The following is a 20,789-nucleotide window of genomic DNA, read 5'->3' as shown; positions in this document are numbered from 1 at the left end:
TCCCGTCGTGTACACCTGCGGTCAATGGCAGGCCTCCCTAATCGAAGTGACGGCCCCCAGCGAAGATGCAGCTTATTTGTCGTGTGTATTACACAGTGGTGTCGAGTATCCGTCCTCGGAAGCATTCGAGTGTGATGTACGCAACAATTCACGAAAACAAACGACGGCGCGCCGGTGATGGTTGGTCGCCAAAGCCGTGGTCACCGCCGGTTAGCTCGCGAGACACCGTGGCCGATACCTGCGGGTGCTCAACAAGCTGTGGTGCCGCCCTTGGTCCACATGGCCCCGGTTGGCGACGAGGGCGACGCCTCGCCTAGTGGAAGAAGACATCGTCAAAGGTCACGGTGCGTAAGTTACGGGCGCGGATGAGATCGCGGAGTTGCCCATAGACGTGGGTGACCGGCGGGTGGTTGAGGTGTCCGATCACAATCGCCTGCGGCGTGAAGGCCCGCTGGGCCATCTGAACGATGTAGTCCTCGGTGATCACCGTGGAATCCGACAGCGAACCCGACCACAGCGTGGTCGCGGTGTAGCCGAGACCGGCAGCCACCGCATCAACGGCCGAGTTGTGCTTCCCGTAGGGAGGCCGAAAGTACGGTCGCGCGTCCACGCCGAAGGTGTTTTTCAAAAATTCGTCGTTGCGGGCGATCTCGTGCGCCACGCGACTTGCTGGCACCGTTGTCAGGTTCGGATGCGACCAGGTGTGGTTGCCCAGCTGAATCTGGCCGCACTCGACCAAAGGCCGCAGCAATGCGAGGTTGTCGGTCCACGAACGGTAGATGCCGTTGACGAAGTAGGTCAGCCGGACGCCGGTTTCTTTGGCGAATTCGGTGTAAAGGCGCACTACGTCGGTGTTCACGCCGTCGTCAACGGTCAGCGCCAACAGATTGCCGTTCCCGGGTAGCTTGCTGAGCACGCCGCCACCGGGCAGCGCCACTCGCACGATAGGCGCGGGCGGCGGCAATTTCGCGCCGGCAACGACCTCGCCGCCCCCTGCGGGCGGTGACGTGACGGCAGCGGCGGCGGCCGTCGGAGGTTGCGGTGGTCCACCGAGGACGTCGCGCGGCGCGCCCATACCGCCGATACCGCCGATACCGCCGATACCGCCAAGAACTGTGGCGGACAGCGCCCCGAGAAACCGGCGCCGGTTCAGCTCAGACACAACGCGACGCCGTATGGAGGAAAGGGGTCGTTGGCACTACGCGCGGCCCGAGGCCTGCCTCGCGACGGCGTCGTTGTTCTCGCCAACCCGTCAGAAGAATGGGCACCACGTCAGATGATCCCCGACCGTTCTGAGACACATGCGTAAATCATGCCATCAGAAAACCGCGCAACCGTGAACCTCCCTGCGCGCCGTTCGCAGATGTAACCGAAAATGAGATCGCACGTGGATCCGAGCTATGCGAAAGTTCCCCAATGACGCGAACGGTCGCCGTGATCGGGGCTGGACCCGGCGGGCTCGTCGCGGCGCGCTGGCTGCTCTCGCAAGGATTCGAACCGACGATCTTCGAGCAAGCACCGACGCTGGGCGGCCAGTGGACGGGAATCGTCGGGCGCAGCGGCGTTTGGCCGGCCATGCACACCAACACAAGTCGCATCCTGACCGCCTTCAGCGACCTGGAGAACGACAGCGACAACGTCTATCCATCGAACCACGAGATTCTCGACTACTTGCATCGCTATGCCGACACCTTCGGCCTTCCGTCGCGCATCCGATTCGGCAGTCGTGTCGACCTCCTCGAGCGCGACGGCGCCGGCTGGCTCGTCGGTCACAGCGACTGCAAGGAGAGCTTCGAACGAGTAGTCGTGGCAAATGGCAGATTTCATGCCCCCGCCATCCCTTGTGTGCCGGGGCTCGACGCGTTCGCAGGCTCGGCCGGTGCGATCTCCACCTACGACTACAGAGGGCCCGCCCCGTATCGGGGCAAGCGGGTTCTCGTGGCCGGATGCGCTGTCAGCGCCCTCGAGATCGCCGCCGAACTCGCCCAAAGCGGCGCAGCACGCGTTGTGGTAACTCAGCGACGACAGAGGTACGTCCTCCCGAAGTTCGCCCGCGGAGTCCCGTCCGATCACCGGATCTTCACGCGATACGGAACCCTCGCGAGCGAGACTCTCCCCGAGGCCGAAATCGACCGGCAGCTGAAGGAGATCGTGGTCGAGGCTGGCGGAAGTCCGGAGCAGTACGGCGCACCGGCGCCCGACCCGTCACTGTTTGCCGCCGGGATCACCCTCAACCAGCAGTACCTGCCGCTCGTGGCAGAGGGACGAATTACGGTGTGTCCCTGGATGAAATCCATCGCGGATGCGACCGTGACATTCGCCGACGGGCATACCGAGGAATTCGACGGGATCGTACTCGGCACAGGGTTTAATCTGCGCCTGCCGTTTCTGAGTGACAGCATCCGGGAAGCCGTCAACCTCGGCGCTGCACACCTCGACGCCGACCGCTACACATTCCACCCTGACCTCCCCGGGCTGGCGTTCATGGGCATGTGGGATCAGTCGGGCGGATACTTTGTGCCACTGGAACTTCAGGCCAGGTGGATCGCATACACGTGGGGCGGCACGATCCCGCCACCATCTGAAAGCGACCAGCGGCGGTCGATCAACGCTTACCGCTCGCAACGAGGGAGGTCCCAGAAAACTCGGATGAACCTGGTGGCTCTCACCTTCGCTCGCGCCGCCGGGGTCGAGCCGCAGTTAAACAACTGGCCGCACCTGCGCCGCGCCCTGCTGTTCGGTCCGCTGGCACCGAGCTGTTTTCGGCTCGAGGGCCCGGACGCGCTGCCCGATGCGCCAGCCCGATTCGAGCGCGACGCCGCCGCATTCGGTGCTATCACGTCAAACGAGCTGACCGAGCGTGAACGTAGCTACTGGTCGCTCCTCGAAACCGCGACCTCCGGCCCGGCCGTGAGCGACGAAGGAATCGCAGCGACTCGTTAACAACGGCACGCAGAACTGGTGCGCCTTCTGTTGACAATCGTCCCGTAATACCCCGCTGCTTCCGCAGCTTTCACCCATTGTTGTGGCCGGGGGTGCCGGGGGTGCCGTCGATGCCGCTGGCCAGCAGGCCCTCCCCGCCGCGGCCGCCGGCACCGCCGATCCCCCCACTGGCACCGCCGCCGCCATCACCGCCGCCGCCACCGGGGCCGCCATCACCGCCGACGGCACCACCCCCGCCCCAGCCGCCCTGACCGCCATGGCCGGCGGCGTAACCCATACCGTTGCCGGCACCACCGTCGCCGCCGAGGCCACCGATACCGCCGTCGCCGATGTTGTCGGACGGGGTGGGCTCCAACCACCTGGTGCCCCAGCCGCCGGGGCCGCCGGGGCCGCCATCGCCGCCGTTACCCGATGTGGTGCCGCCCGCACCGCCGTCACCGCCTTTGCCACCGGCCCCGCCGTGGCCGGACATCCCGAAGAGCCCGTGCGCGTGGTCGCCGCCGTCGCCGCCGGCCCCGCCATAACCGCCGGTCCCGCCGTCACCGACCGTGCCGGCGTCAGCGCCGTTCTCACCAGACCCGCCAGCTCCGCCCGCCCCGCCTTCGCCGAACACGAGGCCCGGTCCGAAGCCACCGGTCCCGCCGATCCCGCCGGTGATGCCCATCCCGTTGTCCCCGCCGGCACCGCCGGCACCGCCGGGGCCGCCGATGCCCATCAGCCATCCCCCATGCCCGCCGGTACCACCGCTTGAGCCGCCTGCGGCGCCCGCGCCGCCGTTGCCGATCATTCCGGCGTTGCCCCCGGGAGCGCCGAAGTGGCCGGTGGGATCGTGGAAACCGGCACCGCCGTCGCCGAACAACAGCCCACCAGGACCACCCTCCGGGTTGGCCCACGTTCCGTCGACGCCGTTGCCGATGAGGTATTGCCCCGAGGCGTGGTTGATCAAGCCGTCGACCTGCTCGCCGAAGGGACTGTTGATCCAGTTCTCCATGTTGTTGTGCAGCGGCAGGTAGACGAACTGCTCAAACCACGCCGACGCCGCCGCATCCGACGGAGACACCGCCGCGGCCCCCAAACCAAGACTTCCCGGGTCGAACACACTGCTGAAGTCCAACCCGGCCGACGGATCCACCGCCGCGGCGACATCCAGGCCCGTGGTGGGATCCACGCCTGCCAGGGCATCGACCACCCCTGACATCGCCGCCTGCAACGGTTGAATGATCGGATCGACGATCGAATCCACCACGTCGGCCTTGGTTGGCGGCGCGGCGGCCAACGGGCTCGTCACCGCCGCCACGACCGCCCCCAAACCGGCAACGCGACGACGACGTGCGCTGACGTTGGTATCCGACGTGCGACTCCGATGACCCGCCATGATCTGTCCCTTCCCTGCACGCGACGAAACTGGATCACTTTTTCTCGACGCCGGAATCGTCGCCGACAGCGGACGCGACCAAGCCAGTACGGTGCCACTGCAATCCCGTACGGCTTAGCCGTGGACTACTTAGCAGCACAGGAGAGAAGGGCCGTTGAATTATCGGGAAAGGTCCGACACGGCACACTGCACAACGATGGACGTCACGCGGCGGCAGTTCATCACAGAACGCTCTCTTGTCAGTCGCGCTTCAGCAATGTGACGCGTGCCCCCTTCCCGGGCAGCGTCATTAGGCTTCGGTGCTGGACTTGCCGCTCGTCCGGTGAGTTGTCCGGTGCGAAACGGCGCCGTTCCAGGATGGTTCGCAGAAGTACACGTGACTCCATCAGTGACAATTGCGCCCCGAGACAGAAGTGGGCACCACCGCCGAAAGGCATCCAATGCATAGGGTCAGGACGTCGTTCGGCGAATCGCTCGGGGTCGAATCGCTCCGGATCGGCGTGGGCATGTGCGGCCTTCTGAATGGCGTTGACGTAGACCACAATGATCGTGCCCGCGGGCAACGCCAGGTCGTTGATACGGCAATCTTTCTCGACCGCTCGAATGGTGATGGGGAGCGCCGGCCGGACACGCATGGCCTCCGCGATGACAGCTTCGAGATAGGTCTCGTCGCCTACGGCAAGGGTCTCGTCCAGCTTCTCCATCACCTTTGGATGCCGCACCAGCCGTTCCGCGACCCACCCCAGGGTTGTGGCGGTGGTCTCGTAGCCGGCAAGTAACAGCATCCGCATGAAGGCCTTGAGTATTTGGTCATCGAAGAATCCGTCCTCGCCGTCTTGCTGCTGGAACATTAGGAACATCGACAGGCAGTCCTCGCCCTTGTCCTCGGCCGGCGTCGCGCGCCGGAACTCGACCTCACGAGCAACGACTTCGTCGACCTTGGCGATAGCCGCGTCGAGCGCCTTAAACGGCAGCCACTTGCCCTTCATCACCATCGATGCGAAATAACGCCCCATCATCCCGGCCGAGCCGATAGCAGTGTCCAACTCGATCAACGCGTCCTCCAGGGCAGCTCGGCGCTCGGGTTCAGTCACACCGAAGACGACCGACATGATCACGTCACGCGCCAAGTCCTTCATCAATCGGTAGAAGCTGACAGGCTTGTCAAGCTCCCACGTCTCGAGTCGCATGCGGGTGGCCTCGACCATTGCGCGCTCATAGCCTCGAAGGGCTCTGCCCTTGAATGCCGGCATGACGAGACGGCGGACCTGGTCATGCTGACCGCCGCCGAATGCGTCGATCAGATCCTTGCCGAGAACTCGTTCGTGCGGGGAGAGTCGTCGCAGGGCGTCGTTGAACTCCAGAGCACCGCCTCGCTCCAAGAAGATCGCGCGCGCATCTTGGACCGACGTGGTGAAGACCATGGTCGGCATGAATGGGATATCGACGACTACGCGTTCTCCGAGCTTCGCCATGTGTCGACGCGCGACCTCCGGCATGGTCCAGAACACCCCCCAGCCAAAAAGAGAGTGGATGGGCGGCCGTGGCAGGGAGTCGAGCGTCGTCAATTTTTCTGGTTCTACGCCACCGAGGGCGTTGTCGACCGCATGAGCACCCACACCAATCCTCCATTCAAAAAAACACCCTGGTTCTTTTGAAGATAACTCCGCAGATGGCGCCTGCACAACAGGCGTACGATGCCCGCGATGAGCCGACTTGCTGGATCGCATCCCCCCGACGCGGCCGGGTTGCCACGCGGTCGCGGACGTCTGCCCTCCGTGGACGTGGCCCTGGGTCAACGAGAGCGCATCCTCCGAGCGATGATGTCGGCGACCGCGGAACTCGGCTACCACGCGGTCACGGTGGGCGACATTGTCAGTCGTGCCCGCATTTCGCGCGCCGCGTTCTATCGACAGTTCGCCGGCAAGCTCGAGTGCCTCATCGCCGCCGTAGAGATGGGACGCGACATCGTCCACCCGCTCCTGGCGGCCGCCGCAGACCGCGAATCGACGGGTGATCTGCCCGCCGCGTTGCGCGCGATCGTTCGCCAACACCTCGCGATCTGCATGTCCGAGCCCGAGTTCACCCGGGCATGGGGCCTGGAGTTGGCCACTGCCGGGCCCAACACAGTCGAACTCCGAAACCGGCTCCTCGATGAGTTGGCATCGATGATCTGTTCCGTAGTTGAGACCCATGAATCTCGTTCCTCGACGTCGACGCCCCGATCCTTCGACTATTACGTTGCCCTGATCGGCGGTTGCCAAGAACTCATCTACCGCCGTGTCATGACCGGTCGCATTGACCGGCTCGGTGAACTCGAGGACCCGCTCGTTGACTTCCTCTTGAGAAGTCTCGGCGCAGCAGTAGGCAACGAGCCGGGCGATTGACCGGCCCAGCCGCACGGGTACATCAGAATCTCGGGCTTGCTGCGCAGCAGGCGATCGAACAACGGGTGGCCATGAACGAACCTGACGACATCAGGTTGGGCGCATCGGTGCCTTTGGTCCTTCGGCTTCCATCACTTCAGCCCTAACAATCACGGGCCCCCTGATTGATGCTGGCGGTGGTTACATAGCCGACCAGGAGCGAACTGAAATGACGCCAAAGCCATGTCGCGCGATCTTGGTCGGCGTCGACGGCTCAGCAGCGACACTGAGTGCTGTACGGTGGGCGGCCCATGCTGCCGCCCTGCGGAATGTGCCGCTGACCCTGGTTCATGTCGTCAACGCCCGCATACTGGGGTGGTCCCAGGTCCGCGTGCCGACCGGGATAAGGCAAACGCAGGAGAAGCGGGCACGCGAATTCATCAAGTCGGCGATCAAGGTCGCCGAAGAGAGCACCGGTGAGCGCGGTCCACTACAAATCGATAGCAAGGTGATTTATTCAGCCACCGTCCCGACGCTCGTCGGCCTTTCCAAAGAGGTGGAGATGGTCGTGGTGGGCTATCGGGGGCATGGCGGGGTGTTAGTCCGCAACTTCCTGGGCTCGGTGAGTTCGGGATTGGTCTACCAGGCGCACTGCCCAGTCGCCGTGATCCACGACGGAAAACCGCTGGTCGCCAATGTCGCACGGGCGCCGGTGCTGTTGTGCATCGACGGCTCGCCGGCGTCGGAAGCCGCGACCGCGATTGCATTCGACGAAGCGTCACGACGAGGTGTCGGTTTAGTGGCCCTGTACGCCTGGACTGGTCCGCGGGGTTCCGGCTTCAACGGGTTCCGACACGTTAACTGGGACGCGCGGCTGTCCGAGGAGGAGGAGACGCTTGCTGAACGGCTAGCAGGCTGGCACGAACGCTATCCCGATGTGGGGATCGTTCGCAAAATCGAAACTGGTGATGAGGAGAATCCGCTGATCGAGGCATCCAAAAGGTCGCAACTGATTGTGGTCGGCAGTCACGGTCGTGGCGAGTTAGCTGGCATGTTGCTGGGCTCGGTCGGGTCGGCGGTGGTCAACAGGGCCAGGATCCCTGTGATCGTGGCGCGTGAGCCCTGACGGCGGCCGTTGTGGGTTGCCTTATCCCGCATATGTTCATGAGAACTGACGGGAAAAGAAAACTGGCCAGAGCTCAAAGGCTCTGAATAGCATCTTCTCTGCGGAGCTGCCGGGAATCGAACCTGACGCCCTCCCAGGGCTTTTGCCGTGGTGAGGACATCGGCCGGAAATCTTCTGGAAAATTCCTCGATTCAGCTTCTTTATTTAACACGTGAGGATTAGCTTAACAGGACCTGAGAAATGCCAGGCCTTTGAAGCACCTGCAGGACGCCCAAGAAGCGAGGGTGGAACTATGGCTGGTCGGCACACGAAGCCGAGTCGTCTGTCACCAAGCGCCAAGGCGCGTCGCTGGCGGGTGCTGGGCCTATCGTCAAGTGCTGCAGCGTTTTTGGCGTTCGGCTTGAGCCCGCTGGCGACCGCGCCGCCGGCCAAGGCCGATGTTTTTGACGCGATCCTCGATCCGATCATCCAGCCGCTGCAGCAGGCGCTGACCGGGGTGACCGATGCCGTGTCCGGTATCGACGCCACCGCCGCGCTGGATCTGGGCGCTGCCGGCTCGCATGCCGCTGATGCCGCCAACCTGGGCCTGGGGGCGGCGGCCAGTCCTGCTGACACGTGGCTGCAGGGGCTCGAGCAGGACTGGATGAACAGCGCGTTGGGTCAGCAGGTCGACAGCTCGCTTAATGCGTGGTTTGCCCAGGTCGATCCGGCTGACGATCCGACCGCCGGTGCGTGCGGGCTGATTTGTAACGGCGCTGATGGCGTCGGAGGCGCCACGATGGCGCCGACCGACGGTCAAACTGGGGGGCTGCTGTTCGATAACGGCGGCAATGGTGCCACCGCCGCGGCCACCAACGGGGTCACCGGGGTCAAGGACGGGTTCTCGCTCCTGAAAATTCCCGTTGGTCCCTTTGGCTACGACGCCCCCACGCACTGGTACTTCCCGACCGAGGCGAACGGTTCGGTACAGGCCGACGGTGTCATTTACCTCCAGCACGGCTTCGGGGCAATAGGTTGGTTCTACAACGACCTGGCCACCCAGCTGGCGCAGCACACCGACAGCATCGTCGTCGTTCCCACCCTGTCGTCGATTCCTTTGCCGTTCGGCGCCTGGCTGAACGGCGAGCCGATGCAGCAGGCCGTGGCCTCGTTGTTCCTGGGCAGCGAGACGTCGCTGAACATCAGCGCGAACCAAGCCGGTTACCTGGGCACGCTGCCGGTAGATTTCATGATGACCGGACACTCCGCCGGCGGCGGCCTCGCCACGGCCGCCGGCGGCGATTACGTGGCAGACCTCGGGCCGAACCCCACCGACAATCACCTTCTCGGTGTGGTGATGTTCGACGGGGTCTCAACCAGTCCCTCGGGCTTCGCGGCTTCCATAGCCGAGCTGAAGACGTTGGATATCCCCGACTATGTGGTGTCCGCGCCGCCCCAGGCGTGGAACGCTTTCGGTGCCACCACGAACGAACTGGTGAGTCTGTACCCAGATCAGTTCGTCGGGGTTGAGCTTGTCAACGGCTCGCATGTCGACTCGATGCTGGGCGGAAAGCCCCTCATCGACTTCGTCTCCCAGGTGGTGACAAAGTTCTCCCCGCCAGGCAACACCGCGGCCGTGTACACCCTGTCCACGGGCTGGATCAACGACATTTACGTGGGGGCGGGTCCGACCGACCCGGTGTACGGCGTCTACGGGCCCATGGGCGTCTACGAGCCCCCCGGCGGCCAGCAGATCATCCTGGGCCAGGCCGCCGGGATCGTACTGCCGCCGTAAACGACAGACGAATCAAAGCATCCCGATCTACCAAACTGCTTATTCTGTGGTGGAGCTGCCGGGAATCGAAGCAGGCGCATAAATAGCCTTGAGCTGCGGAAACACTGGATTCCGCGACGGGAAACGACGCGAAAGTACGCAAAACGACCTGCGGATACACGGAAGGTGTTGATGGCATCAACATGCCTTGACCGAATACTTCTCGATGAGGACCTGCTTGTAGAGCTTGCCTGCGTCGGTGCGCGGCAGCCGTTCCTCGAACGAGATCGAACGCGGGCACTTGTACTTGGCAAGGCGCCCCTGTACCCAGAACATCAAGGTCGACGCCACCTCGTCACCGGCGTTAGAAGGATCGACAAGTTCGACCACGGCCTTCACCGACTGCCCCAACTCGTCGTCGGGTATGCCGAACACCGCCGCATCCACGACGAGTGGGTGGCTAATAAGAACGTGTTCGGCCTCTTGCGGGTAAATGTTCACCCCGCCCGAGATGATCATGTTGTGGCGGCGGTCGGTCAGAAACAGATAACCGTCGTCATCGACGTAGCCGACGTCCCCCACGGTCACCCAGCCTTCGGCGCTGGTCGCTGACGAGGTCTTTGCCTTGTCGTTGAGATATTCGAACGGGTAACCACCTTCGTAGTAAATCTCGCCGACCTCGCCTGGCCCGAGTTCGTTGCCGTGTTCGTCGAGGATGTGCGGGGTGCCTAACATCGGCTTGCCCACCGAGCCCGGCCGCTTCAGCCAATCCTCAGCGCGAATGAACGAAATACCTGCGCCCTCAGACGAGCCGTAATACTCGTCGACGATCGGGCCCCACCAGTCGATCATCTGCCGTTTGATGTCTGGCGGACACGGCGCTGCCGCGTGGACCACCCGCCGCAATGTGGACAGGTCGAAACCCATCCGCGTCGAGTCGGGCAACCGCAACATGCGCACGAACATCGTGGGAACGAACTGTGCGTGCGTCACTCCGTACCGTTGTATGGCATCGAGCGCCTGTTGCGCGTCGAAACGTTCCATCATCACGGTGGTCGCGCCGATCGCCTGAGCGCACATCGACCACATCGCCGGTGCCGTGTGATAGGTCGGGGCGGGGCTCAGGTGCTCGTCACGCCGGCGCTGCTCGTTGCGCTCATTGGCCGGCGGATGCCCTTCGGTCGGCCGCACGTTCTCTGGTCGTACATCAGAACGGCGAACCCATGGCTGACAAATGCATCAGCGACATCTCCCAGCCGGGTGATCGATCCCGTGAAGCCCGGGCTCATCACGATGGTGGGATGCGGACCCTCGGAGTCCGGCGTCACCACCCACCCCCGCAGCATCACCCCGTCATGGGCGCGAAAACCGATCTCTTCCTTCACCGACGCTGTGGCATTCATTTTTGGCTCCTAGCCATTACGACCGCATCTAAGGGTTATGAAACATGCTGTTGCACTGGGTGATACGCCGACAACGTGCTCGAACCCGCGCGCACCAGCGTGCGGACAGGGCTCGATGACGAGCACGGGCGGGTTCTCATTTTGAGGTGGTGGCGGCCGCCAGGATTGCGTCAGTGACCGCGGTGGGGGTGGCGGCGAAGGTGAGCTTCTGGCCGCGGCTGAGGGTGTCGAGCAGGTAGCGGCGTTTCGGGCGCCGCGATGTCAGCGCGTGGTTGACCGCTTTGGTGACCTTCTTGGGATCGGCGGCCAGTTTTTGCATCCGCCCCAACAACTTGCGGGTGCCGGCCAGATGCGATGCGTACAGCTGGCGATGCGCCTCGGACAGTTGTTTGGTCATGCGGTCGTACTCGTCAAGGGCGCTGCCCCACATATCGGTACGGATCGGGCCGGGCTCGATAAGCGAGACCGGGATCTTCCACGGCCGCAGCTCGATTCGCAGCGCATCACCCAATGATTCGATCGCATACTTCGAGGCGCTGTAGGCGCCGGTGCCCGGGGTCGTGATGAACCCGCTGACCGAGGACATGAACACCAGCCGGCCACCGGCTTCGCGGATCATCGGCAGGACCGCTTGGGTCACCGCGATCTGGGCGATCACGTTGACGTCGAGCTGGCCGGTCAGGTCATCCAGCGACAGTCCCTCCACCGGGCCGTTGACGATGATCCCGGCGCTGTTCACCAGGCCGTTGAGACCTGCGGGCAATCGGGCCGGCAGCGCTGCGATATCGGAGCGGTTGGTGATGTCCAGCGGGATCGGATGCACATTGGGCATCCGACTCAGGCTATGCAGCGCGGCTTCAGAGCGAGCAGTGGCATAGACATCCCAGCCCCGCGCGCTCATGTGCTCAGTGATCGCCAAACCGATGCCCCTACCGGCGCCGGTAACCAAAACAGAAGGCATTTCATCTCTTCTCTCGTCGATACATCGACAGGTCAGGAAGCGGAATGCAAGAAGATCCGCCCGGATTCACATTAATTACGATCGTTATGGTAACGTACGCTACGATAACGAAGACATGTTGTCAATCGACGGGAAGGTGCCAGGCGTGAGGTATCCGCCGGACCACACAAAGAAGCTTCGCGGTGCGCTGCTACAAGCCGCGGTTGAACAGATGAAGGTCAACGGCTTCAACGGAATCGGTGTTGACGGCATCGCCAGCGCTGCTGGCGTCACCTCCGGCGCCGTCTACTCGAACTTCACCAACAAAGCCGGGCTGCTCGCGGCGATCATCGAGACGTATCTCGGACAGTTCTCCGCCCGTCCCGATTCGCCGAATGACGACATCGATGGACTGAAAGACTTTCTGGCCTACTACATCGGCGACACGCACGCTGCAGACGTCGAAACGGGTTGCGTCATGCCTGCATTGAGTGCAGATGTGGCCAGACATCCAGCCGTGCGAGAAATCTACGATCGTCAGGCGACGGTCTTTGCCACCCGAATTGCCAACGCTCTCGGCGGCGATCCCCAGCGGGCGCAGCAACGTGCATGGAGCCTCGTCGCATTGATGGTCGGTGCGGTCACGGTCTCGCGTGCAATGGTTCCCGGCAGCCATTCTCAGCAACAAGCGCTCGAGGCAGGGCTTGCCGCCGCCATCGCCATCGTCGACGATCCTCAATCAACCTGAGCAGTACTTGAAACCGGAATAGGCAAAGTCCGCACATAGGTAACTAGGCACCGTGAATCGGCCTGGATGTCCGGAAACTCCGGACTCACCGGGGCGATTTCGGCGGGACCCGTATGGCACGTATCCCATCGATGCGCAACGTCGTTTCATGCCTCTGAACTACATATACGGGCGGAGGCAAGGGGATTCGAATTATCCGGCGTAATCAGTAAGGATGGCCCCCTTGCACATACTATAACTTCGTTCTAGTATGTGATAACTTCGTTCTAGAAACCAATCGAGAGGGTACCGATGACACAGCAGGTGGAGGGCAAGCTCGTGATCGAGGACCGCGGAACGGTCCTGGTCGTGCGCGTCGACGGCGGGCCGCACAGCCTGTTCGGCATCCAGATCGCCGATCAACTCGAAGCGCTGGTGGACCGGGCTGACAGCGATCCCGGCGTGCACGCCGTGGTGTTCACCGGCGCTCGTGAGGGCCGGTTCGTCAGCCACGCCGACGTGCGTTGGCTGCAAGCTGAGGGCGCCGCCGTACCGGAGTTGAGCCGGCGCAGCGCGTCGGCCGCGCTGCGCCTGGCCCGCGGCATGGACCGGGCCCGCGTCCTGGATCCGGTGGTGCAAAAGACCCCGCTACGCGGAGTCGCCCAGCTCGACCGACTGCACGCGACGTTTCTGCGGATGAACGCCAGCGGCGTCATCTTCGTCGCCGCCCTCAACGGTTCGGCCCTGGGCCTTGGCGCGGAATTCGCCTGGGCGTGTGACCTCCGGATCATGGCCGACGGGGACTACTTCATCGGCCAGCCTGAAGTGCTCCTGGGCATCATGCCCGGCGGTGGCGGCAGCCAGCGGTTGACTCGACTGATCGGCACCCACAAGTCGCTCGTCGCCATTTTGGAGGGCAAGCCATTCACCCCCGCGCAGGCGCTGGCCAACGGAGCCGTGGACGAAGTCGTCGAGCCCGGAGACGTCGTGGCGCGCGCGGTCGAGGTGGCCGAGTACTTCGGCAAGCGGACCAGAGGTTCCGTCGAGGCGATCAAGCGCTCGGTCTACTTCGGGGGGTCGATGTCGCTGTCGGAAGGTCTGCACTTCGAGCGGACCGAGTTCCTGGGCACCGATCAGTCCAAGGAGGGTCAGCACCTGATGCTGCAATACCTCGCGGACATCGACTCCGTCGGCGAGCTCCCGCTCTACCACGACGACACGTACGCCCAGGCATTGCAAACGGGCCGGGTGCCCGCCCTGAGCGCCACGGCCTCGGCGGAGACCCGCTGATGAGTTCGACGCCATCCTTCACCCGTCTCGACGTATCGTTCACCTCCGGCAAGGACACCTGCGCCGCGTGGCTCTACTTGCCCGAAGGAGTGCCGTCACCGCCGGTGGTCATCCTCGGGCACGGCCTCGGTGCCACCCGCGAGATGCGCCTGGACGCCTTCGCCGAGCGGTTCGCCCAAGCGGGCATCGCCGCGCTGGCGTTCACCTACCGGCATTTCGGCGACAGCACCGGCCAGCCCCGCCAATTGCTGTCGATCAAACGTCAACTCGCGGACTGGGATGCCGCCATCGCGTACGTGAAGGGTCGACGCGACGTCGACGGTACGCGGGTCGCGGTGTGGGGCAGTTCATTTGGCGGGGGGCATTCCATCACCGTCGCGTCGCGTCACCCCGAAATGAAAGCCGCTGTCGCCCAATGCCCGTTCACCGATGGGCTCGCTTCGGCACTCGCGCTGGGGCCGGTCGCCTCACTGAAGGTGCTGCCGTTGGTCGCCAGGGACTACGTCTCGATCGCCCGTCGCAGGACACCTGCGATGATCACGCTGGCCGGTCCCCCTGGGTCACTGTCCCTGATGAACGCCCCCGACGCCCTGCCCGGCTACCAGGCGCTGCTGCCGCCCGATACGACGTTCCGCAACGAAGTCGCCGCCCGCGTGGCGCCGACGATCATGGCATACCGGCCCGGACGCGCGGCAAAGAAGATCACCTTCCCCATCCTGTTCTGCATCAGCAATACCGATACCGTCACTCCTCCCACGGAGACCGAACGGTATGCACGCTCCGCGCCCCGCGGCGAGATCAAGCACTACGACGCCGGGCACTTCGAGTTCTACCTCGGCGAGCCGTTCGAGGCGCTGGTCAGTGATCAAGTCGAGTTCTTGACCCGACACCTGAACCCCGCAGGAGCGGCGTAGTGAAGCTCTCGTCGCTGGCCGATCGTCGCGCCGAGGACGATCCCCACGGCCCGGCCGTCGCCGATGCTCGTCAAGCACTGAGCAACGGACAACTCCTCGAACGGGTGGATACGGCTGCACAGCTGTTGCACGACAACGGGATCGGCGTCAGTGACGTGGTGGCGGTCAAGCTGCGCAATCGCGTCGAGTTCGTGGTCCTGCTGTTCGCGGCCTGGCGCCTGGGTGCCGCGGTCACACCGGTCAACCCGAGCCTCACCGGCGAGGAGGTCACCCGACAACTCGCCGACTCCGGGGCACGCCTACTCGTGACCGACGACGAAGACGCCACGGCCACCAACGATGTACTCACCCTGACCGTCGCGCAGCTGGCCAGCCACCCGGTGGGCCCCGTTCAACCACCACACGATGATCCCTCGGCGCTGGCGCTGCTGATCTACACCAGCGGTACCACCGGCACACCCAAGGGCGTCATGCTCGACCACGCCAACCTGGACGCGATGGCCGACATGGGCCGCCAGGCTCTGCAGATCGGACCGGCCGACCGGTGCCTGCTGATTCTGCCACTGTTTCACGTCAACGGCATCGTGGTCAGCATCGTCACGCCGCTACTGGCCGGCGCCAGCGTCGTCATCGCCGACCGTTTCGACCCCCGCACCTTTTTCGATGTCGTCGAACGCGAGCGGCCCACCTATTTCAGCGCGGTGCCGACTATTTACACCATGCTCGCCGCCTTGCCGGTCAACGTCACCCCCGACACCTCGTCGCTGCGGTTTGCGATCTGCGGCGCCGCACCCGCGTCCTCAGAGTTGTTGAGCCGCTTCGAAACCCGCTACGGGTTTCCGCTCATCGAGGGCTACGGACTCTCCGAAGGCACCTGCGCCTCCACCATCAACCCCATCGAGGATCCACGCGCCGGAACGGTGGGCAAGCCCTTCCCCGGTCAGCGGATCCGGATCGTCGACGAGTCCGGCGCCGAGGTGCCCATCGGCGTCGATGGTGAGGTGCTCATCGCCGGGCCCAACCTCATGCGCGGCTATCTGGGCCGCCCGCAAGATACCGCCCGCACCATCGTCGACGGCTGGCTGCACACCGGCGACATCGGTCACCGTGATGCCGACGGCTATCTGAGTCTGGCCGGCCGCTCCAAGGACATGATCATCCGCGGCGGGGAGAACATCTACCCCCGCGAGATCGAGGACGTCCTGGCCGCCGACCCGACGGTGCTCGAGGCCGCGGTCATCGGAGCGCCCGACGAGAAGTGGGGCGAGATCGTGGTGGCCTACGTCGCCCCGCGACCGGGAGCCGCCATCGATTCCCAAGCCTTGCAAGCACTCTGCGTCCGCAAGCTTGCCGGCTACAAGCGGCCCACGTCGATCATCGTGGTCGACGCCATCCCCAAGAACCCCGTCGGCAAGACCGACAAGGGCCCGTTGCGCGCAGCCCACTCCAGCGAGCCGACGTGAGCACCACCGATTTCGACTACGACTGGTTGATCATCGGATCGGGCTTTGGGGGAAGTGTCTCCGCATTACGTCTCTCGGAGAAGGGCTTTCGCGTTGGAGTCCTCGAACGCGGCCGCCGCTACGAGCCCACGGACCTCCCCACCTCGGCCTGGCAATCCGACAAGTACACCTGGGCGCCCCGACTGGGCAAGCTGGGGATCATGCGCACGTCGGCGTTTCGGCACGTCTTCTTTCCCTCACAGAGCGGCGTCGGCGGCGGCAGCCTGGTCTACGGCGGTGTGCTCTATCGCGCCAAAAAAGAATTCTTCGAAGGCGCCCAATGGAGCGGTCTTGGACCGTGGGAGCAACTGTTGGCGCCGCACTACGACACCGCCGAGCAGATGCTCGGCGCGGCCCCGGTCCCGTTCGATTCCGTTCACCAGCAATGGATCCGGGAGATGGGTGAGCACTTCGGCACACAGGACACCGTCAGCCGCGCACCCACCGGTGTGTTCTTCGGCGAACCTGGCAAAACCGTGCCCGACCCCTACTTCGGCGGCGAAGGCCCCGACCGCACCGGCTGTACTCGCTGCGGTGCCTGCATGGTGGGTTGCCGCGTCGGGGCGGTGAACTCACTGACCAAGAACTACCTGTGGTTTGCCGAGAAGCGCGGCGTGCAGATCCTGCCAGAACACCAGGTGATCGACGTCGTCCCGCTGGGCAATCCCGACGGCAGCGACGGCTATCGCGTTACCACCGAACACCCCGGGCCCAGACGACGACGCGAGCTGCAGAGCTACACGACCCGCGGGGTGATCTTCGCGGCCGGAGCACTCGGCACCAATGAACTGCTGGCCAGCTGCAAACACGGTGGTTCGCTGCCGCGGATCAGTGATCGGCTGGGTGAATTGGTGCGCACCAACAGCGAATCCGTGTTGACCGTTCTGCTGCCCGAAGACCGCGGCAGCTGGCGCGACGTCACCGCCAGCAGCAGCGTGCACGTCGACCCCGACACCCACGTCGAAATGCTCACCTACGGACCCAACGCCGACATGCTGAGCCTGCTTTACACCGTGCTGGTCGGCGACGGCACCCGAGTGACGCGGCCGCTGAAGTGGATCGCCGAGATCGTGCGGCACCCGCTGCGCTGGCTCAAGACACTATGGCCGGTGGGCTGGAGCCGACGCATGGTGATGCTGCTGGTGATGCAGTCGCGCGACAACGCGATCACCTTCCGCGCCCGCAAGCGCCGGTGGGGACACGGCTATAAACTGTCCACCCAACAGAACGCTGACAACCCGAATCCCACCTACATCGACATGGGCAATCAGGCGGCCCGCTGGCTGGCCGATCGCACCGGGGGCATCGCCCAGAGCAACGTGCTGGAGGCGCTTGGCAACATTCCCTCCACCGCGCACCTGCTCGGCGGTGCCGTCATCGGCGGCGACCCCGTCAGCGGTGTTATCGACAAGAATCTGCACGTCTTCGGCTACCACAACATGCTCGTCTGTGACGGCTCGGCGATACCGGCCAATCCCGGCGTCAACCCAGCACTGACCATCACCGCCCTCGCCGAGTACGCGATGGCTCAGATCCCTGCAACGGCAGATGCTGGTAACGCCGACGCGCGTCGTTGATCGAGGCCCCCCGAACAGGAGGTGTGTGGCTGCAATGCCCAAACCCGTGAAGCCCAAACCCGTGAAGAAGGAGTCGGGCGCACGGCTGGATCGTGATCAAGCAGTCACTCAGCTTGTGGCAGCAGCGATCGCGCTGCTGGCCGAAAAGGGCCCCGGCGAGATCAAGGCGCGGTCGGTCGCCGAGGCCGCCGGCCTATCCACGATCGCGGTGTACCACCACCTCGGCGGGCTGCCCGAATTGATCAACGCCGTCGTCGACCGGGGATTTCGGGACCTGGGTGAGGCCTTCCTCGATGCACCCGCCGGAGAAGATCCCGTCACCGCGCTCTTCGCGATGGCGTTGGCGTCTCGCCGGTTCGCTCAGGCCAATCCACACCTCTACGATCTGATGTTCGGACTGTCCACCCGCGGCAGCTATCGACCGCTGCAAACCGCCGAGTCCGCCGGTCGCAGCCGCGCCGACAATTTCCAAAAGGCCTACGCCCACCTGATACAAGCCTGCACCCGGCTGGTGGACAGTGGTCGCATTCGCGCCGGCGAGGACCCCGAGGTGATCGCTGCCCAGTTGTGGAGCACCGTCCATGGCTTCGTCACGCTGGAACTCGGAGATCACCTGGCGCAGTTCGACGATCCCGTTCGGCAGGTCCTGCAACCGATGATGATCAACCTCGTCGTCGGGTTGGGTGACGATGCACGGTCGGCCGCCGCTTCTCATGCGGCGGCCGTCCAGGCCGCTTCATAACCGCTAGTTCACATCGAGGCGGCCAGCGTCTTCAAGTTGCGCCAGCGCATGTCGCACGTTCTCGTTGCGGGTGAGTGTGGCATCCGTGGCAGGTCCGGCGATCCCGCGCAACGCCGCCACTGGCCGCCAGCGGCCTGGGACCAGGACCGCGCGCTTCCTACTCTCGATCCCGTCGGCGATCGCGGCTGCGGCGGTATGCGGTGCAATGCGCTTGAGGATGAACTTCGGCATGGCCGAGAGCAGCGCCTGCACATGGGGATTGGCGTCGATGCCCTGGTGGATCATGTCGGTCTCGATGAGGGAGAAGTAGGCCGTCATCGACGATGCGCCGTGCCGCGCCAGCTCGACGCCTAGACCGCGTCCGAGTTGCTCGACGGCGGCCTTGCTCATCGCGTAGGGAATCGCGCCTGCGCCGTTGATGAAGGCGAAGACCGAGCTCACCAGGACGACCTGACCCCGACTGCTGATGATGGACTCGAGCGTCGCCGACACCGTGTTGACGACCCCGGCGACGTTGACGGACATCACCTGGTTCACCTCGGCGGGCGGCAGCGTTCGCATGGTGCCACCGCGTCCGAGGATTCCGGCGTTGGCGATCACGACGTCGATTCCGCCGAATACGTCGTGCGTCTTCCGGACGGCTTCCTGGACCGACTCGAGCCGCGTGACGTCGCACTCGACCGCAAGGCCGCGGCCGCCCGGCAATGTCTCGGCGACCTGCTGTGCCGAGGCGAGATCGATGTCGGCGATCACCACCTTCGCACCGCGGTCGGCAAGTGTCGACGCGGTGGCCGCTCCCAGCCCGCGGCCGGCACCAGTAATCAGAACGACCTTGCCCGACAACGGGTATCGCTTGGAACGAGGCAGCTTCGGTGTCATCGCTACAGCCCGCGCTTGCGGCCGAAGGAGGTGGCGCCGTTGCGGCGCACCATCGCCACCGTGGTGGCGATCCGGCCTCTGTTGAGGTCTGGGGCGAGCCCGGCGCCGACGCGGTGCAATTGATCGGCGTGCCAGCTGAGTTCGAGGATCCCGTCGAGTGATTTGAGGTCAACGAATCTGCCGAGGACACGACGCATACCCGCCCGAATCTGGTGAACCTTGAGCGTGTCCGTTCGTCCGGTCAGAATTGCCGTAGCCGCATCGGTGGTCGTCGCCGTGGGTCGACCGAGCCCGATGACGTCGCACTCGCCGTTGCTCACTGCGTCCTCCATGCCGGCGCGGGACCGGAAGCCTCCGGTGACCGCGAGCGGGACGTCACCGACGACGCCGCGCACCGTGCGGGCGTATTCGAGGAAGTACGCCTCGCGGGCCCTGGTGCTGTCAGCCGCCTTACCCATCATGGCGGGCGCCTCGTAGCTTCCGCCGCTCACCTCGATCAGGTCGAGACATTCCCCGGCGAGCGCCGCGAGCACGCCGCGGGACTCGTCCTCGGTGAAGCCGCCGCGCTGGAAGTCTGCCGAATTTAGCTTGAGCCCCAACGCGAATGCGGGCGAGACACGGGACCGGATGCGGCGCACCACCTCGATCAGGAACCGCATCCGCCGCTCGGGGTCACCGCCCCACTCGTCGTGGCGCTGATTAGACAGCGGTGACAGGAACTGCGCGACCAGGTAGCCGTGCGCGCCGTGAATCTGCACGCCGTCGAAACCCGCCGCCTCGCATACCGCGGCAGCCGTCGCGAACCGCTCGATGATGTCTTCGATCTCGACCGACGTCAGCTCGCGAGGCGTCGGCGAACCCGGCAGGTTCAACGGGATCGCACTCGGGGCCACCGGCTTGTGCCCGAGCGCCAGCGGGTTGGATTGGCGCCCAGGATGATTCAGCTGGACCCAGATCGGGATGCCACCGTCCTTGGTGGCCTTAGCCCAGCGCGACAGCGCGTCGAGGTCGCGCTCGTCCTCGATCACCACGTTGCCCGGCTCGCCGAGTTGCGTGCGATCGACCATCACGTTGCCAGTGATGACCAACCCGTAGCCACCCTCGCTCCAGCTGGTGTACAGCCGCTCGAGACGTTCGTCGGGGGCGTTCGTCTTGTCGGCCAGCGCTTCGCTCAGCGCGGCTTTCATGATCCGGTTGGGCAACACCTGGCCGCAGGGCAGGGTCAGCGGTTCGTGCAGCGAGGTCATGGTGG

At 64.6% G+C, this 20,789-nt stretch carries 16 protein-coding genes and 1 pseudogene; 10 read left to right on the top strand and 7 right to left on the bottom strand.

The window, feature by feature from the left end; all coding sequences use genetic code 11:
- Positions 1–313: 313 nt before the first annotated feature.
- The gene (locus G6N27_RS23650) at positions 314–1,153 is read right to left on the bottom strand and encodes a polysaccharide deacetylase family protein (protein ID WP_163782243.1); all 840 of its coding nucleotides are present in this window, start codon (positions 1,151–1,153) and stop codon (positions 314–316) included.
- Positions 1,154–1,416: 263 nt separating this feature from the next.
- Between G6N27_RS23650 and G6N27_RS23645 the strand changes: the two genes are divergently transcribed.
- Positions 1,417–2,943 (top strand): flavin-containing monooxygenase, encoded by a 1,527-nt coding sequence (locus G6N27_RS23645; RefSeq protein WP_163780673.1) that lies wholly within the window; start codon positions 1,417–1,419, stop codon positions 2,941–2,943.
- A gap of 70 nt (positions 2,944–3,013) precedes the next feature.
- Here G6N27_RS23645 and G6N27_RS23640 read toward each other — a convergent pair whose 3' ends face one another.
- Complete coding sequence (locus tag G6N27_RS23640) at positions 3,014–4,318, bottom strand: PGRS repeat-containing protein (protein ID WP_163780671.1); 1,305 nt, start codon at positions 4,316–4,318, stop codon at positions 3,014–3,016.
- Positions 4,319–4,557: 239 nt separating this feature from the next.
- Positions 4,558–6,003 carry a cytochrome P450 gene (locus G6N27_RS23635; protein ID WP_163780669.1) on the bottom strand — a complete coding sequence of 482 codons (1,446 nt, stop codon included), beginning with the start codon at positions 6,001–6,003 and terminating at the stop codon, positions 4,558–4,560.
- A gap of 21 nt (positions 6,004–6,024) precedes the next feature.
- On the opposite strand from G6N27_RS23635, the gene G6N27_RS23630 reads away from it, so the two are divergent.
- From G6N27_RS23630 to G6N27_RS25460, 3 genes are all read left to right on the top strand, one after another.
- Entirely contained in the window at positions 6,025–6,705 is a 681-nt protein-coding gene (locus tag G6N27_RS23630) for a TetR/AcrR family transcriptional regulator (RefSeq protein ID WP_163780667.1), read from the top strand.
- Positions 6,706–6,913: 208 nt separating this feature from the next.
- Complete coding sequence (locus G6N27_RS23625; RefSeq protein ID WP_163780665.1) at positions 6,914–7,810, top strand: universal stress protein; 897 nt, start codon at positions 6,914–6,916, stop codon at positions 7,808–7,810.
- Between the two features lie 292 nt (positions 7,811–8,102).
- Positions 8,103–9,584 carry a PE family protein gene (locus tag G6N27_RS25460; protein WP_232064769.1) on the top strand — a complete coding sequence of 494 codons (1,482 nt, stop codon included), beginning with the start codon at positions 8,103–8,105 and terminating at the stop codon, positions 9,582–9,584.
- A 177-nt stretch (positions 9,585–9,761) separates the two neighbouring features.
- Here G6N27_RS25460 and G6N27_RS23615 read toward each other — a convergent pair.
- A pseudogene (locus G6N27_RS23615) lies at positions 9,762–10,777 on the bottom strand (AMP-binding protein); the annotation flags it as partial.
- Positions 10,778–11,102: 325 nt separating this feature from the next.
- A complete protein-coding gene (locus G6N27_RS23605) occupies positions 11,103–11,927 on the bottom strand; it encodes an SDR family oxidoreductase (RefSeq protein WP_163780661.1) in 825 nt (274 codons plus the stop codon).
- Between the two features lie 145 nt (positions 11,928–12,072).
- Between G6N27_RS23605 and G6N27_RS23600 the strand changes: the two genes are divergently transcribed.
- The 6 genes from G6N27_RS23600 to G6N27_RS23575 all read left to right on the top strand — a co-directional run bounded on the left by G6N27_RS23600 (position 12,073) and on the right by G6N27_RS23575 (position 18,658).
- Positions 12,073–12,654: a TetR/AcrR family transcriptional regulator gene (locus G6N27_RS23600; protein ID WP_163780659.1), complete on the top strand. Its 582-nt coding sequence runs from the start codon at positions 12,073–12,075 to the stop codon at positions 12,652–12,654.
- Positions 12,655–12,945: 291 nt separating this feature from the next.
- The gene (locus tag G6N27_RS23595) at positions 12,946–13,923 is read left to right on the top strand and encodes an enoyl-CoA hydratase/isomerase family protein (RefSeq protein WP_163780657.1); all 978 of its coding nucleotides are present in this window, start codon (positions 12,946–12,948) and stop codon (positions 13,921–13,923) included.
- Entirely contained in the window at positions 13,923–14,837 is a 915-nt protein-coding gene (locus tag G6N27_RS23590) for an alpha/beta hydrolase (protein ID WP_163780655.1), read from the top strand. The genes G6N27_RS23595 and G6N27_RS23590 overlap by 1 nt, the downstream gene beginning before the upstream one ends.
- Positions 14,837–16,300 (top strand): class I adenylate-forming enzyme family protein, encoded by a 1,464-nt coding sequence (locus G6N27_RS23585; protein WP_163780653.1) that lies wholly within the window; start codon positions 14,837–14,839, stop codon positions 16,298–16,300. The genes G6N27_RS23590 and G6N27_RS23585 overlap by 1 nt, the downstream gene beginning before the upstream one ends.
- Positions 16,297–17,916 carry a GMC oxidoreductase gene (locus G6N27_RS23580; RefSeq protein WP_163780652.1) on the top strand — a complete coding sequence of 540 codons (1,620 nt, stop codon included), beginning with the start codon at positions 16,297–16,299 and terminating at the stop codon, positions 17,914–17,916. The genes G6N27_RS23585 and G6N27_RS23580 overlap by 4 nt, the downstream gene beginning before the upstream one ends.
- Before the next feature lie 34 nt (positions 17,917–17,950).
- The gene (locus G6N27_RS23575) at positions 17,951–18,658 is read left to right on the top strand and encodes a TetR-like C-terminal domain-containing protein (RefSeq protein ID WP_163780650.1); all 708 of its coding nucleotides are present in this window, start codon (positions 17,951–17,953) and stop codon (positions 18,656–18,658) included.
- Positions 18,659–18,661: 3 nt separating this feature from the next.
- Here G6N27_RS23575 and G6N27_RS23570 read toward each other — a convergent pair whose 3' ends face one another.
- Complete coding sequence (locus G6N27_RS23570; protein ID WP_163780647.1) at positions 18,662–19,537, bottom strand: SDR family NAD(P)-dependent oxidoreductase; 876 nt, start codon at positions 19,535–19,537, stop codon at positions 18,662–18,664.
- Between the two features lie 2 nt (positions 19,538–19,539).
- A complete protein-coding gene (locus tag G6N27_RS23565) occupies positions 19,540–20,784 on the bottom strand; it encodes an NADH:flavin oxidoreductase/NADH oxidase family protein (protein WP_163780645.1) in 1,245 nt (414 codons plus the stop codon).
- Positions 20,785–20,789 lie beyond the last annotated feature (5 nt).

The organism is Mycobacterium cookii (assembly GCF_010727945.1).
In the GTDB taxonomy this organism is placed as follows: domain Bacteria; phylum Actinomycetota; class Actinomycetes; order Mycobacteriales; family Mycobacteriaceae; genus Mycobacterium; species Mycobacterium cookii.
The sequence above is the reverse complement of the archived record's forward strand: the minus strand, read 5'-3'. Positions and strand labels throughout refer to the sequence as shown.